The organism is Gemmobacter nanjingensis, from assembly GCF_014652195.1.
Classification (GTDB): domain Bacteria; phylum Pseudomonadota; class Alphaproteobacteria; order Rhodobacterales; family Rhodobacteraceae; genus Gemmobacter; species Gemmobacter caeni.
The window spans coordinates 39964-60368 of record NZ_BMYI01000019.1 but is presented as its reverse complement, the minus strand read 5'-3'; the positions used below and the strand labels follow the sequence as shown (position 1 = coordinate 60368).

Here is a 20405-nt window from a genome sequence, read left to right as displayed (position 1 = left end):
GGCCCGACCTTCCTGCCATTCCCAGCCGCGTTCTTCCCTCTTGCCCTCCCCGCATCCACTCACACGCCCCCACCCGGCGGCAAACCCGTCAGGTTTTTCCCTTTCGCCGGGGAAGCATTTCGGACAGGGCGCTGAACCGTTCGATCTCGGAAAGGGTTTGCAAAAGCCTGAGGGCTGTCGCGCTTTGTCCTGCGATCCGTTCGCCAAGGTCGCACAGGGTGCCAAGGGCGGCCTGTGTTTCGCGCCGGAGCGCCAGAAGCTCCCAATGCGCGGCGACATCTGCGGGAGAGGCAGAGCGGATCATGTTTCCGACCGGAACGATCGGGTGTCCCGCCCCCAGCCTGTCGCAGGCCAGGGCCCAGATCGCACCCGGAATTGCCCCGAGGGCCGCACAGGCCTGTTCGGCATGGACACGGCAGCGGGTGAATTCCAGACGCTCAAGCTCCCGGCCAAGTCCTGTCAGCAACCAGACGACGGCATCGGCGGCGAAAGGGTGTTCCCAGGCAAAGGCCCGCCCGGAGGCCAGAAGGGCGGAAATCCGGGTGAAGGCGGCGAAACCATCCCCGGAAGCTTCGGCGCCTGCTGCGGCGCGGCCGGCACGGTGGAAACATATCCTGCGGTCCAGAAATGCGAAACTGCGGGCCGCTAGGCAGGTTTCCCAGTGAAAGACCGCATCTTCCTGCCGCCCCGTCCCGGCGGAAACGCCCGAAGCCATCCCGCCGAGAAACCCCGATCTGTAGATGGCCCGCCACGGTGCGGGCTCCAGGGCAAGGGCCATGGTCCTTGCGGCCTCGGTTCCGGCGTGCGGCGCGGCATGGATACGCCCCCAGGCTGCGCCATCCTGCGGGCGCAGCACCTCGGCGATGACCGGGTCCAGCACGGCGTAATTCGCGTAAAGGATATCGGGTTCGTATCGCTCGAAATGGGCCCGTGCGGCGGCAAACCCTGCCGGATCCAGCTGGCCGCCCCCGTCGACAAGGACAATCGCGCCGCTGTCGGGGATCTGCCGCGCCTGCTCGATCCCGAGCCGGAACGCAAGCGCAGGGCCGCTGCAACTATGCGCGCCAAGCAGGACGATCCGGCAGGGCAGGCCAAGCGCGCCGATCCGCGCCAGTCGATCCAGATATTCGCCCGTCCCGTCGGTGGAGCCATCATCCACGACCACAAGGCTGTCCCCCGGCCGGGCGCAATGCCGGATCGCGGCCAGACAGTCGTCGATCCCGGGCAGAACATTGTGGCTGGCAAGGATGAAGGTGAATGTCACAGGACACCCCGTTCAAGAAAATCGTTCACCCGGCCCGCCAGAACGGGATCTTTCGCCGCCAGCAACCGGAAGGCCGGCCTGTCGATCGAGGCCAGCAGAAAGTCCGTCGCCCTGTCCCGCAAGACAAGCCTTTCGCCAGGATCGAGCCGCTTTTCGATCCAGCGGAACAGGTTCAGATAAAATTCGATCAGGGCATCGCCGAAAGTGATCATGAGATCGCCATCCGTTTCGCACGCCTGCCGCAGCGCCGCCAGCGCCTCGAAGACCCGCAGGCGGTTGCTGTCCCTGCGGTTCGTCAGGCGGCTGCCGATCTCGTGGACGAAATGCTCGATGCAAAGGCGGTCAGAGGCACAGATCCGGCGCGCGCAAAAGAAGCTGCGCCAGTGCAGTTCCACATCATTATGGACCGGGATTTCGGTGCAGAAGATCCCGTTCCCGGTCAGAAAGGCGGTTTTGTAGATCTTGTTCCACGGATAGGCCGAAACCCGGCACAGCCGCGTGGCCTGCGCCACTGTCAGGCCGCGCGGCCCGTCGCCGATCGCGGCAAGATCCCAATGGAACTGATCCAGCGGCAAGGGCCCCGGCTGCCCCTTCGAACGCTGCCGGCTTTCCACATGACGGAACAGACAGAAATCGAACGCCTCCGCCGGCGCGGCAAGCAGCTCCGTGATCAGGGCGGCCAGATCGGGCAGGATCGTATCGTCGGAATCCAGATACATCACATGGCTGGACGTCACATGCGCCAGCCCGAAATTCCGCGCATGTCCCGCCCCGCGCTGGACATCGCTGCGCAGCCAGAGAACCCGGTCCTCGCCCTCCAGATGCGGCAGGTTAAGCGTCCGCGGGGAAACAGGCGTATCGGAACAGTCATCGACCACAATGATCCGGGCAAGATGCGGAAGCGGCAGCAAGGACGGCAGCAGCCGCGCCAGACCGGCCGGATCGTTCCAGACGGGGATCACGATCGAAAGCATGGGCAGGGCGTGACCTTCCGCGCCCCCGATCAAAGGGTGAATACCTTCAGGTCCAGCAGGTCGATGCTGCCGCTTTCCGGCTTGAGGAACAGGATAAGCTCGCGCCAAGGCGCATGCCCCCAGAGGCTCGGGGTTTCCGGCAAGGACAACGCATCAAGATGCAGGCTGCTTTCAGGGAAGGTCAGCCCGGTCTTGCGGAAGAAATGGTCGTCGAAACCGCCCTCCCTGCCGTTGCGCAGGCAGATGTTGAAGGGGGTGGCCCGGGGCGCAAGGCTGCGCATCGCGACGCCGAACAGCGATTTCCCGGCAAAAGAGCAATCCGCCATGTCGATGTGCAGCCCCAGCCAGCGCGCGCTGCCCTGAATGTCATAGCTTGCCCGCAGCAGCATGCCCTTGCGGCTTTCAAGCGTCAGCGTGGTCTGCGATTCCGCGTCGGGCACAAAAAACACCCCCGGAACCAGGCCCTGCCCGGCAGAATGGGGCGCCTCGTCAATATCCAGTTCCCGCAACACGGCAAGACGTGAGTTGATCCCCGTTTCAGGGCCGAGGTCGAGGCTGTCGGTCATCAGAAATCCCTTGCGTTCCGGCGGTAAGGTCACAGATCCAGTTTATATCAATCCCGCCCTGACCGGAAGTGCCGGGCGGCACGGGCGCCGCGATCCGGGGCATTTCCGCCCGTGTTTCTGGATTGGTATTGTTAGACTCGGCCCGCTGTGGCACATAGCAGCCGCGTGTTGATTTGCCCGTTTCCCCCGGCTTTCGCTTATCTTATTGAATATTTGACTCAACCTTGAGGTATCATGCCCGTCTCTCTCGTCATTCTTGCCGCGGGGCAAGGCACGCGGATGAATTCGGATCTGCCGAAAGTGCTGCACCGGGTGGCCGGTGCACCGCTTCTGCATCACGCGATGCAGGCCGGAGCCGCGCTGTCGCCCGAGCGTGTGGTGGTGGTTGCCGGGCACGGAGCCGAGGCGGTCGGCAAGGCGGCCCGCGCCTGCGACGAGGCTTGCGAAATCGTGGTGCAGGCCGAACAGCTTGGCACCGGACATGCGGTGGCGCAGGCCGCCCCCGCCCTTGCGGGGGTGGCGGGAGATTGCGTCGTGCTTTACGGCGACACGCCCTTCATCCGCCCCGAAACGCTGGAGGCGATGCTGGACGCGCGCGCGCGTCACGCCGTGGTGGTGCTGGGCTTCGAGGCGCGCGATCCGGGGCGCTATGGCCGGTTGATCGCGCAGGGCGAGGTGCTGGACCGTATCGTGGAATACAAGGATGCCACGGATAAGGAACGCGCGATAACGCTTTGTAATTCTGGCGTGATTTGTGCCGATACCGCTTTGCTGCTCGATCTGGTCGCAGCGATTGGCAATGACAATGCAGCCGGGGAATATTATCTGACCGATGTGGTAGAGCTTGCTCGCAAGCGCGGTCTTTCGGCGGGCGTTGTCACCTGCGACGAGGCCGAGACGCTGGGTGTCAACACCCGCGCCCAACTGGCCGAGGCGGAGGCCGCCTTTCAGGCGCGCGCGCGGGCCGAGGCACTGGACAACGGTGTAACCCTGACCGCGCCGGAGACGGTGTTCTTTGCGCTGGATACGGTGGTGGGGCGCGATGCGATCATCGGGCCGAACGTGGTGTTCGGCCCCGGTGTTACCATCGAAAGCGGTGCAGAAATCAAGGCTTTCTGCCATCTGGAAGGCTGCCATGTCAGCCGCGGCGCGGATGTCGGGCCGTTCGCGCGGCTGCGCCCCGGTGCCGAGCTGGCCGAGGATGTGCATGTCGGCAACTTCGTCGAGATCAAGAACGCCATTCTGGAAGAAGGCGTGAAGGTCGGTCACCTGACCTATCTGGGCGACGCCGATGTGGGTGAAGGCACCAATATCGGCGCGGGCACGGTGACCTGCAATTATGACGGGGTGAACAAGCATCGCACCCGGATCGGCAAACGCGTCTTCATCGGGTCCGACACCATGCTGGTGGCGCCGGTGACGGTGGGCGACGGGGCGATGACGGGCTCGGGCTCTGTCATCACTGCGGACGTGCCCGCCGAGGCGGTGGCGCTGGGACGGGCGCGGCAGGTCGTCAAACCCGGTCTCGCCCCCAAGATGTTTGAAATGTATAAGTCGATTAAAGAAAAACGACAGAAAGGCGCCAAATAATGTGCGGTATTGTCGGGGTTCTGGGAAACCATCATGTTGCGCCCCTCCTGGTCGAGGCGTTGAAACGGCTGGAATATCGCGGCTATGACAGCGCCGGGATCGCCACAGTGAACGAGGGGCGGCTGGATCGCCGCCGGGCTGTGGGCAAGCTGGTAAACCTGTCAGACCTGCTGGTGCACGAGCCGCTGACCGGGCGGTCGGGTATCGGCCACACCCGGTGGGCGACGCATGGTGCGGCAACCGTGGCCAATGCGCATCCGCACCGCGCCGGGAATGTCGCCGTGGTGCATAACGGGATCATCGAGAACTACCGCGATCTGCGGGCTGAACTGACGTCCGCAGGCTACAGTTTCGAGTCCGAGACCGACACCGAAACGGTCGCCCTGCTGATGCGGCACGAACTGGCACAGGGCCGCACCCCGGCCGAGGCGACGGCCGGCATCCTGCCACGCCTGCACGGCGCCTTTGCCTTGTGCTTCCTGTTCGAGGGCGAAGACGATCTGATAATCTGCGCCCGGAAGGGCTCGCCTCTCGCCATCGGACACGGGGATGGCGAGATGTTCGTGGGCTCGGACGCCATCGCACTGGCGCCGATGACCGACCGCATCACCTATCTGGAGGAAGGCGACTGGGCGGTGATCACCCGTAAGGGCGCCGAGATCTTCGATTCCGAAGGCCGCCATGCCAATCGCGCGATGACCCGCATCCAGATCGACGCGACCCGCATCGAAAAGGCGGGCTTCAAGCATTTCATGGCGAAGGAAATCGCCGAACAGCCGGTGGTGCTGGCCGATGCGCTGCGCCACCATCTGCGCGACGGCGGGTTGAACCTGCCGGCCGAGGTGGATTTCAACGGCGTGGACCGGCTGACACTGGTGGCCTGTGGCACCGCGCATTACGCCTGCCATGTGGCGAAATACTGGTTTGAAAGCCTTGCTGGCCTGCCTTGCGACATCGACATCGCGTCGGAGTTCCGTTACCGTGCGCCGCCTTTGTCGGAACGCGGCTGGGCGGTTTTCGTCAGCCAGTCCGGCGAAACCGCCGATACGCTGGCGGCGCTGCGCTATGCGCAGGACAAGGTGGCGCGCACGCTTGCAGTGGTGAATGTCACAACCTCCTCCATCGCGCGGGAATGCGATGTGACGCTGCCGATCATGGCGGGGGTCGAGGTCGGCGTCGCCTCGACCAAGGCCTTCACCTGCCAGTTGACAGTGCTGCTGGCGCTGGCGCTGAAGGCCGCGCAGGATCGCGGCCGTCTGACCGAAGCACAACTGTCGGCGCATCTGGCCGACCTGCGGCTGCTGCCGGGGCTGATGAATGCAGTGCTGACCCTTGCACCCGAGATCGAGGCACTGGCCGAAGAACTTGCCAAGGCGCAGGACGTGCTGTTCCTCGGTCGGGGGGCGATGTATCCGCTGGCGCTGGAAGGCGCGCTGAAGCTTAAGGAAATCAGCTATATCCATGCCGAGGGCTATGCCAGCGGCGAGCTGAAACACGGCCCCATCGCCCTGATCGACGCCAGCGTCCCGGTGCTGGTGCTGGCCCCGCGCGATGCACTGTTCGAAAAGACCGTGTCGAACATGCAGGAAGTCATGGCCCGCCACGGCAAGGTCTTGCTGCTGTCGGATCAGCCCGGCATCGCCGAAGCGGGCGCCGAATGCTGGCGCTGCCTCACGCTGCCAAAGGCCCCCGACCTGCTCGCCCCCATCCTCTACGCCGTCCCCGCGCAGCTTATCGCCTACCACACCGCAATCGCAAAAGGCACAGACGTCGACCAGCCCAGAAACCTGGCCAAATCCGTAACCGTGGAGTAGTCTGGAGGCAGTTCAGCGGGCCGCAAGGGCCGCCATTGTCATTTTTCCGGCCGGTTTTCCCGGTCACCACCTGCATTTTCAGAAGGAACACCGGAATGGACAAATTGTTCGGAACAGATGGTATCCGGGGGCAAGCCAACCAGTTCCCCATGACGGCCGAAATGGCCCTGCGGCTCGGGGCTGCGGCCGGGCGGTTCTTCCGCCGCGATCACAGTGACGGGCACCGGGTGGTGATCGGCAAGGACACGCGGATGTCGGGTTACATGCTGGAAAACGCGCTGACCGCCGGTCTGACCTCGACCGGGATGAATGTGCTGCTGCTGGGGCCGGTGCCGACGCCGGCGGTGGGGTATCTGACCCGCTCGATGCGGGCCGATCTGGGGGTGATGATCTCGGCCAGCCACAACCCGCATACCGACAATGGCATCAAGTTCTTCGGTCCCGACGGGTTCAAGCTGTCGGATGAGGCCGAGGCCGGGATCGAGGCCATCGTAGCGGGAGAGATCCAGCCAGCGCAGCCGCAGAACATCGGCCGCGCCCGGCGGATCGAGGATGGTCGCGGGCGTTATCAGGAATTCGTCAAGACTTCGTTCCCGTCGGGGCTGCGACTTGACGGGCTGAAGGTTGTGGTCGATTGCGCCCATGGCGCCGCCTATCGCACCGCCCCCGAAGTGCTGTGGGAACTGGGTGCAGAGGTCATCCCCGTCGGCGTCGCGCCGGACGGGCGCAATATCAATGCGGGCTGTGGTTCGACCCACCCGGAAACGGCGGCGGCGGCGGTTCTGGCGCATGGCGCGGATATCGGTATCGCGCTGGATGGCGATGCCGATCGTATCATTCTGGTGGACGAGACCGGGAAGGTTGCCGATGGCGACCAGATCATGGCCCTGCTGGCGGTTCGCTGGGCGACCGAGGGGCGGCTGCGCGGCAATACGCTGGTGGCAACGGTCATGTCGAACCTAGGGCTGGAAACCTTTCTGACCGGGCAGGGGCTGCGGCTTCAGCGCACGGCGGTGGGTGACCGTCATGTCGTTACCGCGATGCGTGCGGGCGGGTTCAACCTGGGCGGCGAACAATCCGGCCATATCGTCATGACGGATCATGCCACCACGGGTGACGGCCTGCTGGCCGCGCTGCAATTTCTGTCCGAAATGGTGCGCTCGGGTGAAAAGGCAAGCCGTCTGGTCCGTCAGTTCCAGCCGGTGCCGCAACGGTTGCGCAATGTGCGTCTGCCCGCCGGGGCCGATCCGCTGAAAAGTGATCTGGTGCAACGGCTGATCGCTGGCAAGGAAAGCAGCCTGATGGGCCGGGGGCGGTTGCTGATCCGTAAATCCGGGACCGAGCCGCTGATCCGCGTCATGGCCGAATGCACGGACGAGCATCTGCTGGCCCAGACCGTGGACGAGATCGCCGAGGCATTGCAGGGCGCAGCCTGACCGCCCCGGCAGGAAAGCCCGGAAACGGGACAAAAATCGCAGGGGCGGTTGATTTTTCTCGCCCGAAGGCGCAGTGCTGTCCCCGGACAGCCAGCCTTCGGATCAGACACATGCCCGCATATCGTTCCCGCACCACTACCCATGGCCGCAACATGGCAGGGGCCCGTGGCCTCTGGCGTGCGACCGGCGTGAAGGACAGCGATTTCGGCAAGCCGATCATCGCCATCGTCAACAGCTTCACCCAGTTCGTGCCGGGCCACGTGCATCTGAAAGACCTTGGCCAGATGGTCGCGCGCGAGGTCGAGGCGGCGGGCGGCATCGCCAAGGAATTCAACACCATCGCGGTGGATGACGGTATCGCCATGGGTCATGACGGGATGCTCTATTCCCTGCCCTCGCGCGAGCTGATTGCCGACAGCGTGGAATATATGGTCAATGCCCATTGCGCCGATGCGATGGTCTGCATCTCCAACTGCGACAAGATCACCCCCGGCATGCTGATGGCCGCCATGCGGCTGAACATCCCCGCGATCTTCGTCTCGGGCGGGCCGATGGAGGCGGGCAAGGTCCAGATGGGCGACGGGCGGGTGCTGAAGCTCGACCTGATCGACGCCATGGTGGCGGCGGCCAATGACAAGGTCTCGGACGAGGATCTGGCGGCCATCGAACAGGGCGCCTGCCCGACCTGCGGCTCGTGTTCCGGCATGTTCACCGCCAATTCGATGAACTGTCTGGCCGAGGCGCTGGGTCTGGCGCTGCCGGGCAATGGCTCGACCCTTGCCACCCATGCCTTCCGCAAGGGGCTGTTCCTTGAGGCCGGGCGCCGGTCGGTCGAACTGGCCCGCCGCTGGTATGAGGAAGAGGATGCCTCTGTGCTGCCGCGCACGATTGCCAGCAAGGCTGCTTTCGACAATGCGATGTCGCTGGATATTGCCATGGGCGGCTCGACCAATACCGTGCTGCACCTTCTGGCCATCGCGCAGGAAGGTGGGGTGGATTTCGGCATGGATGACATCGACCGGCTGTCGCGCAAGGTGCCGTGCCTGTGCAAGGTCGCGCCGAATATCGCCAATATCCATATGGAGGACGTGCACCGCGCCGGGGGCATCATGGCCATTCTGGGCGAGCTGGACCGCGGCGGGCTGATCGTGCGCGACTGCCCCACCGTCCATGCCCCGACCATCGGTGCCGCCATCGATCAGTGGGACATCGCCAAGTCGAACAATCCCGAGGCGCGCAAGCTTTACCTCGCCGCGCCGGGCGGCGTGCCGACGCAGGTGGCCTTCAGCCAGGCCTCGGAATGGCCGGATCTGGATCTGGACCGCACGCAGGGCGTGATCCGCTCCACCGAGGCGCCGTTCTCCAAGGATGGCGGGCTTGCGGTGCTGAAGGGAAATATCGCGCTGGACGGCTGCATCGTGAAAACCGCCGGTGTGGACGAGTCGATCCTGAAATTCACCGGCAAGGCCGTGGTCTTTGAAAGCCAGGATGCGGCGGTCTACGGCATCCTGAACGGCAAGGTCACGGCTGGCGATGTGGTGGTGATCCGCTACGAGGGGCCGAAAGGCGGCCCCGGCATGCAGGAAATGCTCTATCCGACCAGCTATCTGAAATCGAAGGGTCTGGGCAAAGCCTGCGCGCTGATCACCGATGGCCGCTTCTCGGGTGGCACTTCGGGCCTGTCGATCGGCCATGCCTCGCCCGAGGCGGCGGCGGGCGGCACCATCGGCCTCGTGCAGGATGGCGACCGGATCGAGATCGACATTCCGAACCGCACCATCCATCTGGCGGTGCCGGAGGCGGAACTGGCGACCCGCCGCGCCGCGCAGGAGGCGAAGGGCTGGAAACCGGCGGAACCCCGCAAACGGCAGGTGTCCACCGCGCTGAAAGTCTATGCGCAATTCGCGTCTTCCGCCGACAAAGGGGCCGTGCGCGTCCTGCCGGAGTGATCCGGCACAAGCGGGACTTGCCTTCCACTGGAAACTGCGGATGCCCGTCCTTCTCCGGGGCGGGCATTGATCCACGCGGCATCAGGCAATAGGGTTTGCGCCGCGCCCGTCTTTGAGCGGCTCATTGCGATTCATGTTTCATGCATTATCGGACAGGACATTCCATGACAAAGAAAGTGACCAAGGCGGTATTTCCGGTTGCGGGTCTCGGGACCCGTTTTCTGCCTGCGACGAAGTCGATCCCGAAAGAGATCATGACGCTGGTGGACCGTCCGCTGATCCAGTACGCGATCGACGAGGCGCGGGCGGCGGGGATCAAGGAGTTCATCTTCGTGACCTCGCGCGGCAAGTCGGCGCTGGAGGATTACTTCGACCACGCGCCGGAGCTGGAAAGCGCGCTGCGCAAGAAGGGCAAGGATGATCTGCTGGAGGTCCTGAAGGACACCAACATGGATTCGGGCGCCATCGCCTATGTGCGGCAGAACCGGCCGATGGGGCTGGGCCATGCCGTCTGGTGCGCCCGCCGCCTGATCGGCAACGAGCCCTTCGCGGTGCTGCTGCCCGATGACGTGATCGCGGCCGAGAAATCCTGTCTGGCGCAGATGGTGGAGGCCTACGAACAGACCGGCGGCAACATGGTCGCCGCGATGGAAGTGCCGCCGCCCAAGGCCTCGGCCTATGGTGTGCTCGACATCGCCGAGGACATGGGCACCATCGTCCGGGCCAAAGGCATGGTCGAGAAGCCGAAGGCGGAAGAGGCGCCGTCGAACCTTGCGGTCATCGGCCGCTACATCCTGTCGCCGAAGGTGCTGACCAACCTGAACCGGATGAAACAGGGCGCGGGCGGCGAGATCCAGCTGACCGATGCCATCGCCGAAGAGATTGGCGAGGACGGCTCGGGCGTCTACGGCTACCGCTTCCGGGGCCAGCGCTACGACTGCGGCTCGAAAGCCGGGTTCCTGCAGGCCACCGTCGCCTTCGGCATGGCCCGCGACGACCTCCGCGACGAATTCTCCGCCTACCTCCACGACACCCTGGCCCAACAGAAAGCCGCGCAGTAACACGCGTGCCCGCCAGAGGAATGACACAGGCCCGCCGTCCGGCGGGCCTGATGCATTAAGAGGGCCGGGTCAGATGAAGTCGAACATATGGGCGCGCAGATCGCCTTCCTCGAACCCTTCCAGCAGGATCCGGTTGCGCCCGACCACGATCAGCGTATCCAGCCCGCCGTTCACCGACCTTGTGTCCAGATCGCGGAAGGTCAGCCCGCGTCCCGACAGGTCGATGATGTCGCGGCCATCGCGGAAATCGCTGATCACATCCTGACCGAACCGCCCGGTGAAGACGAAACGGTCCGCATCGGCCCCGCCGGTCAGCGTATCCTTGCCGCTTCCGCCATCCAGCGTATCGCGGCCGGTGCCTCCCAGAAGAATGTCATTGCCGCTGCCGCCGTTCAGGATATCTCTGCCGCCTTCGCCGCGCAGCAGGTCGGCTCCGGTCTGGCCCGCCAGAGAGTCATTGCCGCTGCCCCCCAGCAAGGTGTCGTTGCCACTGCCGCCCAGCAATGTGTCCCGACTGCTGCCGCCCAGCAGGCGATCCGCGCCACTGCCGCCGTTCAGTGTATCGTTGCCGGATTCGCCATAGAGACTGTCATTGCCCGACCCGCCCAGCAGCCGGTCATTGCCGCGGCCGCCGCGCAGGATATCGTGGCCGCGGTCCCCCGACAGCTGGTCATCGCCGCCGAGCCCGCGCAGCACATCATCCCCGGCAAGGCCGCGGATCGTATCGGGCCCCGCCGTGCCCGGCAGCGTGTCATCGCCCGGGGTCGCATCGTTCAGGTTGCGGATGTCGATGGTGAAGCTGCGGCTGATCTTGCCGCCCGCGCTGTCATCCACCTCGACCGTCACCTGATGCGTGGTCGCCGTCTCGAAATCCAGCGCACCGGCCACCACCAGCCGGTTGCCATCCAGCGCGAAACGCCCGCCCGCATCATCGGTCAGCCGGAAGGTCAGGCTGTCGCCATCCGGGTCATCGGCTGAAAGCCTGCCGACCAGCGTGCCTGCGGCCGAATTCTCGTTCACCGCCGTGCCCGACAGCGCCAGATCGGCAGGTGCGCCGTTCACATCCAGAATGCCCATGATATGCGGGAAAGAGCCGTTGGCACCCGGATTGATATCCTCCACCCGCTGCGTGCCGTCGGCGGTGCCGTCCGTCACCCAGAGTTCAGTGCCGCCGTCAGCATCATAGGCCACGAAATAGACCAGATTCCCCACCGCAGTCAGCGAATAGGGATTGGAGGAGCTGCCGCCCGCCACGATATCCTTCAGCAGCACGGTGCCGGTCGCCGTGCCGTCGGAAATCCACAACTCCGTGCCGCCCGATCCGTTTGTGCCGGCAAAGACCACCTTGCCGCTGGCGCCCAAGGCCGCGATCTGGCCGGTGCCATAGCCCACACCATCGAAGCTGCCGTTCAGGTTCAGAACCTGTTTCGTCCCCGTCGAGGTGCCGTCGGAGACCCAGAGCTCATTGCCCTGACCGGCGGCCTGGGCCGCGAAGAACAGCTTGCCGCCCGCCAGCGTCATCGGCTGCGGAGAGCTGCTGCTGTTGCCAGGATTGATATCCTTCACGATCTGGGTGCCGCCCGTGGTGCCGTCGCTGCGCCACAACTCCAGCCCCTGCCCCGTGGTCGAGGCAGCGAAATAGGCCACGCCATCCATCAGCACCAGATTCTGCGGTGCGGAGGATCCGGCCCCGGCATTGATGTCCTTCAGAAGTTCGGTGCCCTCCGTGGTGCCGTCCGTCACCCAGAGCTCGGACCCCTCGCCTGCGGTATAGGCGCTGAACAGCGCCCGACCGTCGCCCAGGGCCAGGAAACCCCACGGGCCACTGCCATCGGTGCCCGGGTTGATGTCCTTCAGCAGCCGGGTGCCGAATTCGGTGCCGTCGCTGATCCACAGCTCGGTGCCATTGGTCGCGTCATAGGCCTGGAACAGCAGCTTCCCATCCAGATCCAGCAAGGGCCAGGTGCCGGAACCGCCGCTGCCGGGGTTGATGTCCTTCACCAGCACCGTGCCGTCGCCGGTCCCGTCGGTCTTCCACAGCTCATAGCCGTTGGTATCGTCATAGGCCGTGAAATAGACGGTCTGTCCCACGGTCAGGAAGTTGTAGGGCAAAGAGCTGTCAGGCCCGAAGCGGATATCCTTCAAAAGCGTGGTGCCCGCCTCCGTCCCGTCCGAGATCCAGAGTTCGGAGCCCGCCGTGCCGTCATTGGCAGCGAAGATCATCTGCCCGTCCAGCAGGGCGAAAGGAATGGAGGTCAGACCATCGTCATTGCCGTCCCGGATGTCGCGCACCAGGCTGGCGGATGTGCCGGTGGTATCGGTGGTCCAGAGCTCATAGCCAAGCGTGCCGTTATGGGCCGCAAACAGAAGTTTGTAGGTCATTGTCATAATCCCTGAAATAAACAAATAGTGTATCCAGAGTGCCACAACCCCCTTTTTGGTCAAGGAAAACACGCCTTCGGCCCGCCAAAAGACGGATTTCCCCCGGCCCGCCTCCCCTCCCCCCTTGGAGAGGATGCAAAAATTTGTCAAAGCGCAGTCCAGCCAGTTTCAAAGGGGCTATTCATGACGACGCGCACCTCTGCCGATACGCTTTCTCCGGCCACGCTGACCCACCTGCAACGTCTGGAGGCCGAGAGCATCCACATCATGCGCGAGGTGGTGGCCAATGCCGAAAACCCGGTGATGCTGTATTCCGTGGGCAAGGATTCAGCCTGCATGCTGCATCTGGCCAAGAAGGCCTTCTACCCGGCGCCGCCGCCTTTCCCGCTCTTGCATGTCGACACGACCTGGAAGTTCCGGGCGATGTATGACCTGCGTGACAAGGCGGCGAAGGATGCCGGGATGGAACTGCTGGTCCATCACAACCCGGAAGCCATGGAAAAGGGCATCAACCCCTTCGACCACGGCAGCCTGCATACCGACATGTGGAAGACCGAGGGTCTGAAACAGGCGCTGACCAAGTGGAATTTCGACGTGGCCTTCGGCGGTGCGCGCCGCGACGAGGAAAAGTCGCGTGCCAAGGAACGGGTGTTCTCGTTCCGCTCGGCCAACCATCGCTGGGACCCGAAGAACCAGCGCCCCGAACTGTGGAAGCTTTACAATACCCGCAAGGCCAAGGGCGAAAGCATCCGGGTCTTCCCGATCTCCAACTGGACCGAGCTGGACATCTGGCAATATATTCATCTCGAAGGCATCGAGATCGTGCCGCTTTACTTCAGTGCGCCGCGTCCGACGGTCATCCGCAACGGCCTCATGCTGATGGTGGACGACGACCGCTTCCCGCTGGCCCCCGGCGAAACCCCGGTCATGCGCTCGATCCGCTTCCGCACGCTGGGCTGCTATCCGCTGACCGGCGCGGTGGAATCCGAGGCGAAGACCCTGCCCGAGGTCATTCAGGAAATGCTGCTGACCACCACCTCGGAACGTCAGGGCCGTGCCATCGACCACGATCAGTCGGCCTCGATGGAGAAGAAGAAGCAAGAGGGGTATTTCTGAGATGACCGCGACCCAGGATCCCGTTTACGTCACCGACACGCTGATCGCTGAGGATATCGACGCCTATCTGCTGAAGCACCAGCACAAGACCATGCTGCGCTTCATCACCTGCGGCTCGGTCGATGACGGCAAGTCGACGCTGATCGGCCGGCTGCTTTACGACACCAAGATGATCTTCGAGGATCAGCTTGCAAGCCTTGAGCATGACAGCAAGGCGGTGGGCACGCAGGGCGGCGACATCGACTTCGCACTTTTGGTCGATGGTCTCGCGGCCGAGCGTGAACAGGGCATCACCATCGACGTGGCCTATCGCTTCTTCGCCACCGAGAAGCGCAAGTTCATCGTGGCCGATACCCCCGGACATGAGCAATATACCCGCAACATGGTCACCGGCGCCTCGACCGCCGATCTGGCCGTGATCCTGATCGACGCGCGCCAGGGCGTGCTGACCCAGACCCGGCGGCACAGCTATCTGGTGCAGCTTCTGGGCATCCGCAACGTGGTGCTGGCCATCAACAAGATGGACCTCGTCGGCTACAGCCAGGAACGCTTCTACGAGATCGTCAAGGATTACTCGCATTTTGCCCAGCAGATCGGGATGGAAAGCTTCCTGCCGATCCCGATTTCCGGGCTGAAGGGCGAGAATATCGCCACTAGGAGCGCGGCGATGCCCTGGTATCAGGGGCCGACGCTGCTGCAGCATCTGGAAGAGGCGCCGGTCAACGATGCCCGCATGCAGGATTATGCCTTCCGCATGCCGGTGCAGTGGGTGAACCGCCCAAATCTCGATTTCCGCGGCTTCACGGGCCAGATCGGCACCGGCGTGGTGCGGCCGGGTGATGCGATCCGGGTGCTGCCCTCGGGCAAGACCACCACGGTGAAGCAGATCGTCACCTTCGACGGCAATCTGGACCGGGCGGTGGCGGGCCAGTCCATCACGCTGACCTTCGCCGACGAGATCGACTGCTCGCGCGGCGATGTCATCGTGCAGGCCGATGAGCCCTGCGAGGTCGCCGACCAGTTCGAGGCGACGCTGGTCTGGATGGACGAGCACGAGATGCTGCCCGGCCGTCCCTATCTGCTGAAGCTTGGCACCCAGACGGTGACGGCGACGGTGACGGAGCCCAAATACGAGGTCAACGTCAACACGCTGGAACATCTGGCCTCGAAGACGCTGGGGCTGAATGCGATCGGCGTGGTGAACATCTCGCTCGACCGGGCGATCCCGTTCGAGGCCTATGCGGTGAACCCCGATCTGGGTGGCTTCATCCTGATCGACCGCATGACCAATGCGACCGTGGCTTCGGGCATGATCCATTTCGCCCTGCGCCGCAGCCAGAACATCCACTGGCAGGCAGTCGATGTGAACCGCGAGGCCCATGCCGCGCTGAAGAACCAGAAACCTGCCGTGGTCTGGTTCACCGGCCTTTCCGGCTCGGGCAAGTCGACCATCGCCAATCTGGTGGAAAAGAAGCTGCATGCCATGGGCAAGCACACTTTCCTGCTGGATGGCGACAACGTGCGCCATGGCCTCAACCGCGATCTGGGCTTCACCGATGCCGACCGGGTGGAAAACATCCGCCGCGTCGGCGAGGTGGCGAAGCTGATGACCGATGCGGGTCTGATCGTGCTCACGGCCTTCATCTCGCCCTTCCGGTCGGAACGCCGGATGGTGCGCGAACTGATGGCCGGGGGCGAGTTCATGGAGGTCTTCGTGAACACCCCGCTGGAAGTGGCCGAGGCGCGCGACGTGAAGGGGCTCTACAAGAAGGCCCGTTCGGGTCAGCTGAAGAACTTCACTGGCATCGACAGCCCCTATGAGGCCCCGGAACTGGCTGAACTCACCGTGAACACGGTCGAGCTTTCGGCCGAGGAAGCCGCGGACCGCGTGATCGAGGCCATCCTCGCCCGCTGATCGCGCCAAACCCGCCGGGTGGCCGCCTGCCTGACCGCAGGCGGCCTTTTTTTCTTGCAGGACAGCCAACTTGCGGATGCCCGGCTTGAGCCGCGCCCGGAAACGAGGATAGCCTTGTTTCAAGCTTCAGGAGGCCATGCCATGCTGATCACGCCCGTTCTTCTAGCCGGTGGCTCCGGCACGCGCCTTTGGCCCGCGTCGCGCAAGGCCTATCCTAAGCAATTCGTGCCGTTGACTGGCGAGAATACCCTGTTTCAGGCCTCGGCGCTGCGGTTGTCGGGCGAAGCGCCGGGTTATCGTTTCGCAGCGCCCGTAGTGGTGACCGGATCGGACTTCCGCTTCATCGCGACAGAACAGCTGGCTGCCATCGGCGTCGATCCCGGCACGGTGCTGATCGAGCCCGAGGGGCGCAATACTGCGCCCGCCATCCTTGCTGCCGCGCTGTGCGCATTGGATCAAGACCCGCAGGCGGTACTGCTGGTCGCGCCGTCTGACCATGTCGTCCCTGATGCCGCCGCCTTCCGCGACGCCACCGGGCGCGGGCTGGAGGCGGTGCGCCAAGGGCAGATGGTGCTGTTCGGCGTTGCCCCCAATCGGCCCGAAACCGGCTATGGCTGGCTGGAACTGACCAGCGCCCCGGACGGGGAGATGCCAGTGCTACCGCTGCGGCGCTTCGTCGAGAAGCCGGATGCCACGCGCGCGGCACAGATGCTGGCGGCGGGCAATTACCTGTGGAATGCCGGGATATTCCTGTTCCGGGCTGCCGACATTCTGGCCGCAGCCGAAACCCACGCGCCCGATCTTGTCGCCCCGGTCCGGGCCGCAGTGAAACAGGCCCGACCGGATCTGGGGTTTTTCCGACTGGCCCCAGAGCCTTGGGCCCGGCTGCGTGACATTTCCATTGACTATGCGGTGATGGAAAAGGCCGACAACCTGGCCGTGGTACCCTATGGCGCAGGCTGGTCCGATCTGGGGGGCTGGGATGCGATCTGGCGCGACAGCCCTGCCGATGCGCAGGGCACCGTGACCACCGGCCCGGCCACCGCCCTTGATTGCCGGAACAGCCTGCTGCGCTCCGATTCCCCCGGGCTGGAACTGGTCGGAATCGGGCTGGAAGACATCATGGCCATCGCCACCCCCGATGCGGTGCTGGTGGCGCATATGTCCCGTGCGCAAGAGGTGAAACAGGCCGTCGAGGCGCTGAAGGCCCGGGGAGCGCCGCAGGCTGTGCAGTTCCCGCGCGATTACAGGCCTTGGGGCTGGTTCGAGACCCTCGCCCTCGCCGACCGCTTTCAGGTCAAGCGCATCGTGGTAAAGCCCGGCGGCACCCTGTCGCTGCAAAGCCATTTCCACCGTGCGGAACACTGGATCGTGGTATCCGGCACCGCCCGCGTCACCATAGACGATGAGGTTCGGCTGCTGGCGGAAAACCAGTCGGTTTACATCCCGCTCGGGGTGAAGCACCGGATGGAAAACCCCGGAAAGGTCCCCATGGTGCTGATCGAGGTGCAGACCGGCGCCTATCTGGGCGAGGATGACATCATCCGCTTCGAGGATGTCTATGCCCGCGGCCAAGGGGCGAAGGGCTGATCAGGTCAGACGCACCGCCAGCAGTGCCAGTCCGCGTTCCAGCATCCTGGCCGCGAGCCTAGGGCTTTCCGCCTCCGCATAAAGCCGAAGTTCGGGCGCATTGCCCGAGGGGCGCAGATGCAGGATGCGCCCCGAGGCCAGTGTGACCCGCAGCCCGTCGGTGCGGTCCTGCCGGTCCCCGGTCTCGCCCAGCGCCGCCAAAAATGCCGCTAGCGTCACCGGATCGGCCTCCATCCCGGCAAGCAACGCTTGGCTGCGGGCAGTTTCCACCTGTTCCAGCCGGCCGGTGGCGGTGAAGCGGACCGGCTCTGCCGCCAGCAGCGCAGCCAGCCCCCCGGCACGGCGTGCGGCGGCCAGCACGGCAACCAGCGGCAGCAGGCTGTCGCGGGTCATCAGCCGCGGCAACGGCCCGGCCGGCCCCTCGGCATCGAAGCCCAGCAGGAAGCCGCCATTCGCTTCGTATCCCGCGACGCGCCCGCCCGCCTGCTCCATCGCCGCGATGACATGGGGCGAACCGATCCGGGTGCGCAGCACATGGGCGAACCGGCCCGCAAGCTCGGCCCCGGTATTGGAGCTGACCGGCGTCACCACGGTTTCTGCCTCCAAAACCCCAGCGGTGATCTGGCCGAGAATATCGCCCGGCACCACCTGACCCGCCGCATCGGCCAGTAGCGGCCGGTCACCATCGCCATCGGTGGAAAGGATCGCATCGAACCCAGGTGCCCAGCGGGCCAGAGCCGCGCGCGCATCTGGGCTGACGGCCTCGGTATCTACCGGAATAAATGTTTCTGAACGGCCGATAGAGACAGTTTCGGCCCCCAGCGCCCCCAGCGCCTTGGCCAGAAGATCGCGTGAAACCGCGCTATGTGCCCAGACCCCCAGCCGCAGGCCAGACAATGCCTCCGGCCCGAAGGCCGTGACGATCCGCGCTACCCAGTCGGGGCCGGCGGTTGCAACCAAGCGCGGCGCAGGACCGAGGCTGCGGGGCGAGGCTCCCAGCCCGGCCAGTATCGCGGCTTCGTCCGTCTTGGTGATCTCGCCCGCGGGCGTGTAGAATTTCAGCCCGTTGCGATCAGCCGGAATATGGCTGCCCGTCACCATGACCGAAGCCGCGCCCGCCCGCATCGCCGCTAGGGCCAGCGCTGGCGTCGGCACCGCGCCGCAATCGACCGTCGCAAGCCCCATGCCCCGCGCCGCCTCCAGCACCACGGCGGCCAGACCGGACGACGAGGGCCGCAAATCCTGCCCGACCCAGACCTCTCCCCCCGTCGGGCAGGCCGTCACGAACGCGCGGATATGGTCAGCCACAAGCGCGGGGGTCAGGTCCACCACCAGCCCGCGCAACCCGCTTGTCCCAAATTTTGGTGCCATGCCAGCCTTCCCGCATCGTTTCGGGCAAGAATGTCAGGAACTGGACCGTCCCGCCAGCCCCGGCGCGCCCGACCGTAAAATCGCCTGCGACAGCCCGGCCCACCGTATTCCACCTTGCCATGCCGCGCCCCTTGGCAGATAGGAACCCGGCATAGTGATTTCAGGAGCGTCTCATGCATGATCGTCCGGCAAAAGATTGTCTCATGGTTGGGGCGGGTCTTTCGGGGGCCGTGATCGGGCGTCTGCTGGCCGAGGCGGGGCATCGTGTCACGGTGCTGGATGCGCGCGGCCATATCGGGGGCAACTGTCATACCGAGCGCGACGCCGGGACCGGGGTCATGGTACATGTCTACGGGCCGCATATCTTCCACACCGACGATGCCGAGGTCTGGGACTATGTGAACGGGTTTGAAACCTTTCTGCCCTACAAGAACCGGGTGAAGACCACCTCGCAGGGGGCGGTCTATTCGCTGCCGGTCAACCTGCACACGATCAACCAGTTCTTCGGTCAGACGCTCCGCCCCGACGAGGCGAAGGTCTTTCTGGAAAGCAAGGCCGATACCTCGATCACCGACCCGCAGACCTTCGAGGAACAGGCGCTGCGCTTCGTCGGCCCCGAGCTTTATGAGGCCTTCTTCAAGGGCTATACGATCAAGCAATGGGGGTGTTCGCCCTCCGATCTGCCCGCCTCGATCCTGAAGCGGCTGCCGGTGCGGTTCAACTATGACGACAATTACTTCTTCCATAAATTCCAGGGCATGCCGGAAAACGGCTATACCGCGATGATTGAGCGCATCCTCGATCACGCCAATATCACCGTGACGCTGAACACCCTAGTCAGCCGTGATCAGGCGGCCGGGTATGACCATGTGTTCTATTCCGGCCCGATCGACGGCTGGTTCGGCTTCGAGCTGGGCCGGCTGGGCTATCGCACGCTGGATTTCGAACGCTTCGACTATCAGGGCGATTATCAGGGCTGCGCGGTGATGAATTACGGCGATGTCGGTGTGCCCTATACCCGCATCACCGAGCACAAGCATTTCGCCCCCTGGGAAAGCCATGACGGGTCGGTGCTTTACAAGGAATTCTCGCGTGCCTGCGGGCCCGAGGACATCCCCTATTACCCGATCCGCCAGGTGGCCGAGAAAACCCTGCTGGCTGAATATGTCGCCAAGGCCGAGGCGGAGCCCAATGTCACCTTCGTCGGCCGTCTGGGTACCTACCGCTATCTCGACATGGATGTGACCATCCGCGAAGCACTGGATTGCGGCCGCCGCTATCTGGCCACACTGGAAAGCGGCGAACCCATGCCTACCTTCACGGTGAACCCGCTCTGATCCCGCGCCCGGGGGGTCCGGGCGTAGAATTTGCTGAACC

General features: G+C 64.5%; 14 protein-coding genes. 9 read left to right on the top strand and 5 right to left on the bottom strand.

The genetic code is table 11. From position 1 onward, the window contains the following. Nucleotides 1-88: 88 nt before the first annotated feature. The 3 genes from IE126_RS21245 to IE126_RS21235 are packed head-to-tail and all read right to left on the bottom strand — an operon-like array spanning nucleotide 89 to nucleotide 2804. A complete protein-coding gene (locus IE126_RS21245) occupies nucleotides 89-1264 on the bottom strand; it encodes a glycosyltransferase family 2 protein (protein WP_189382153.1) in 1176 nt (391 codons plus the stop codon). After that, the gene (locus IE126_RS21240; protein WP_189382152.1) at nucleotides 1261-2238 is read right to left on the bottom strand and encodes a glycosyltransferase family 2 protein; all 978 of its coding nucleotides are present in this window, start codon (nucleotides 2236-2238) and stop codon (nucleotides 1261-1263) included. The genes IE126_RS21245 and IE126_RS21240 overlap by 4 nt, the downstream gene beginning before the upstream one ends. A 29-nt stretch (nucleotides 2239-2267) precedes the next feature. Then, a complete protein-coding gene (locus tag IE126_RS21235) occupies nucleotides 2268-2804 on the bottom strand; it encodes a hypothetical protein (protein ID WP_189382151.1) in 537 nt (178 codons plus the stop codon). 234 nt (nucleotides 2805-3038) lie between these two features. On the opposite strand from IE126_RS21235, the gene glmU reads away from it, so the two are divergent. The 5 genes from glmU (at nucleotide 3039) to galU (ending at nucleotide 10654) form a co-directional block, all read left to right on the top strand. Continuing rightward, entirely contained in the window at nucleotides 3039-4394 is a 1356-nt protein-coding gene (gene glmU, locus IE126_RS21230) for a bifunctional UDP-N-acetylglucosamine diphosphorylase/glucosamine-1-phosphate N-acetyltransferase GlmU (protein ID WP_189382150.1), read from the top strand. Then, entirely contained in the window at nucleotides 4394-6208 is a 1815-nt protein-coding gene (gene glmS, locus IE126_RS21225; protein WP_189382149.1) for a glutamine--fructose-6-phosphate transaminase (isomerizing), read from the top strand. Before glmU ends, glmS begins: the two co-directional genes overlap by 1 nt. Nucleotides 6209-6303: 95 nt before the next feature. Beyond that, nucleotides 6304-7644 carry a phosphoglucosamine mutase gene (glmM, locus tag IE126_RS21220; RefSeq protein WP_189382148.1) on the top strand — a complete coding sequence of 447 codons (1341 nt, stop codon included), beginning with the start codon at nucleotides 6304-6306 and terminating at the stop codon, nucleotides 7642-7644. Between the two features lie 110 nt (nucleotides 7645-7754). Continuing rightward, nucleotides 7755-9593 (top strand): dihydroxy-acid dehydratase, encoded by a 1839-nt coding sequence (gene ilvD, locus IE126_RS21215; protein ID WP_054303361.1) that lies wholly within the window; start codon nucleotides 7755-7757, stop codon nucleotides 9591-9593. 164 nt (nucleotides 9594-9757) lie between these two features. After that, a complete protein-coding gene (gene galU / locus IE126_RS21210) occupies nucleotides 9758-10654 on the top strand; it encodes a UTP--glucose-1-phosphate uridylyltransferase GalU (RefSeq protein ID WP_189382147.1) in 897 nt (298 codons plus the stop codon). A 69-nt stretch (nucleotides 10655-10723) separates the two neighbouring features. Here galU and IE126_RS21205 read toward each other — a convergent pair whose 3' ends face one another. Further along, a complete protein-coding gene (locus IE126_RS21205; protein WP_189382146.1) occupies nucleotides 10724-13036 on the bottom strand; it encodes an ELWxxDGT repeat protein in 2313 nt (770 codons plus the stop codon). A 183-nt stretch (nucleotides 13037-13219) separates the two neighbouring features. Here IE126_RS21205 and cysD point away from each other — a divergent pair, with 183 nt between their 5' ends. The 3 genes from cysD to IE126_RS21190 all read left to right on the top strand — a co-directional run bounded on the left by cysD (nucleotide 13220) and on the right by IE126_RS21190 (nucleotide 17657). Continuing rightward, nucleotides 13220-14152, top strand: coding sequence for a sulfate adenylyltransferase subunit CysD (gene cysD, locus IE126_RS21200; RefSeq protein ID WP_054303370.1), 933 nt, complete (start codon nucleotides 13220-13222; stop codon nucleotides 14150-14152). Nucleotide 14153: 1 nt separating this feature from the next. Then, nucleotides 14154-16067, top strand: a complete 1914-nt coding sequence (gene cysN / locus IE126_RS21195) for a sulfate adenylyltransferase subunit CysN (protein WP_054303371.1) — start codon at nucleotides 14154-14156, stop codon at nucleotides 16065-16067. Nucleotides 16068-16208: 141 nt separating this feature from the next. Further along, nucleotides 16209-17657, top strand: a complete 1449-nt coding sequence (locus IE126_RS21190) for a mannose-1-phosphate guanylyltransferase/mannose-6-phosphate isomerase (RefSeq protein ID WP_189382145.1) — start codon at nucleotides 16209-16211, stop codon at nucleotides 17655-17657. On the opposite strand, the gene IE126_RS21185 is transcribed toward IE126_RS21190, so the two are convergent. Next, nucleotides 17658-19028 (bottom strand): phosphohexomutase domain-containing protein, encoded by a 1371-nt coding sequence (locus IE126_RS21185; protein WP_189382144.1) that lies wholly within the window; start codon nucleotides 19026-19028, stop codon nucleotides 17658-17660. 173 nt (nucleotides 19029-19201) lie between these two features. Here IE126_RS21185 and glf point away from each other — a divergent pair, with 173 nt between their 5' ends. Continuing rightward, nucleotides 19202-20365, top strand: coding sequence for a UDP-galactopyranose mutase (glf, locus tag IE126_RS21180; protein WP_189382143.1), 1164 nt, complete (start codon nucleotides 19202-19204; stop codon nucleotides 20363-20365). Nucleotides 20366-20405 lie beyond the last annotated feature (40 nt).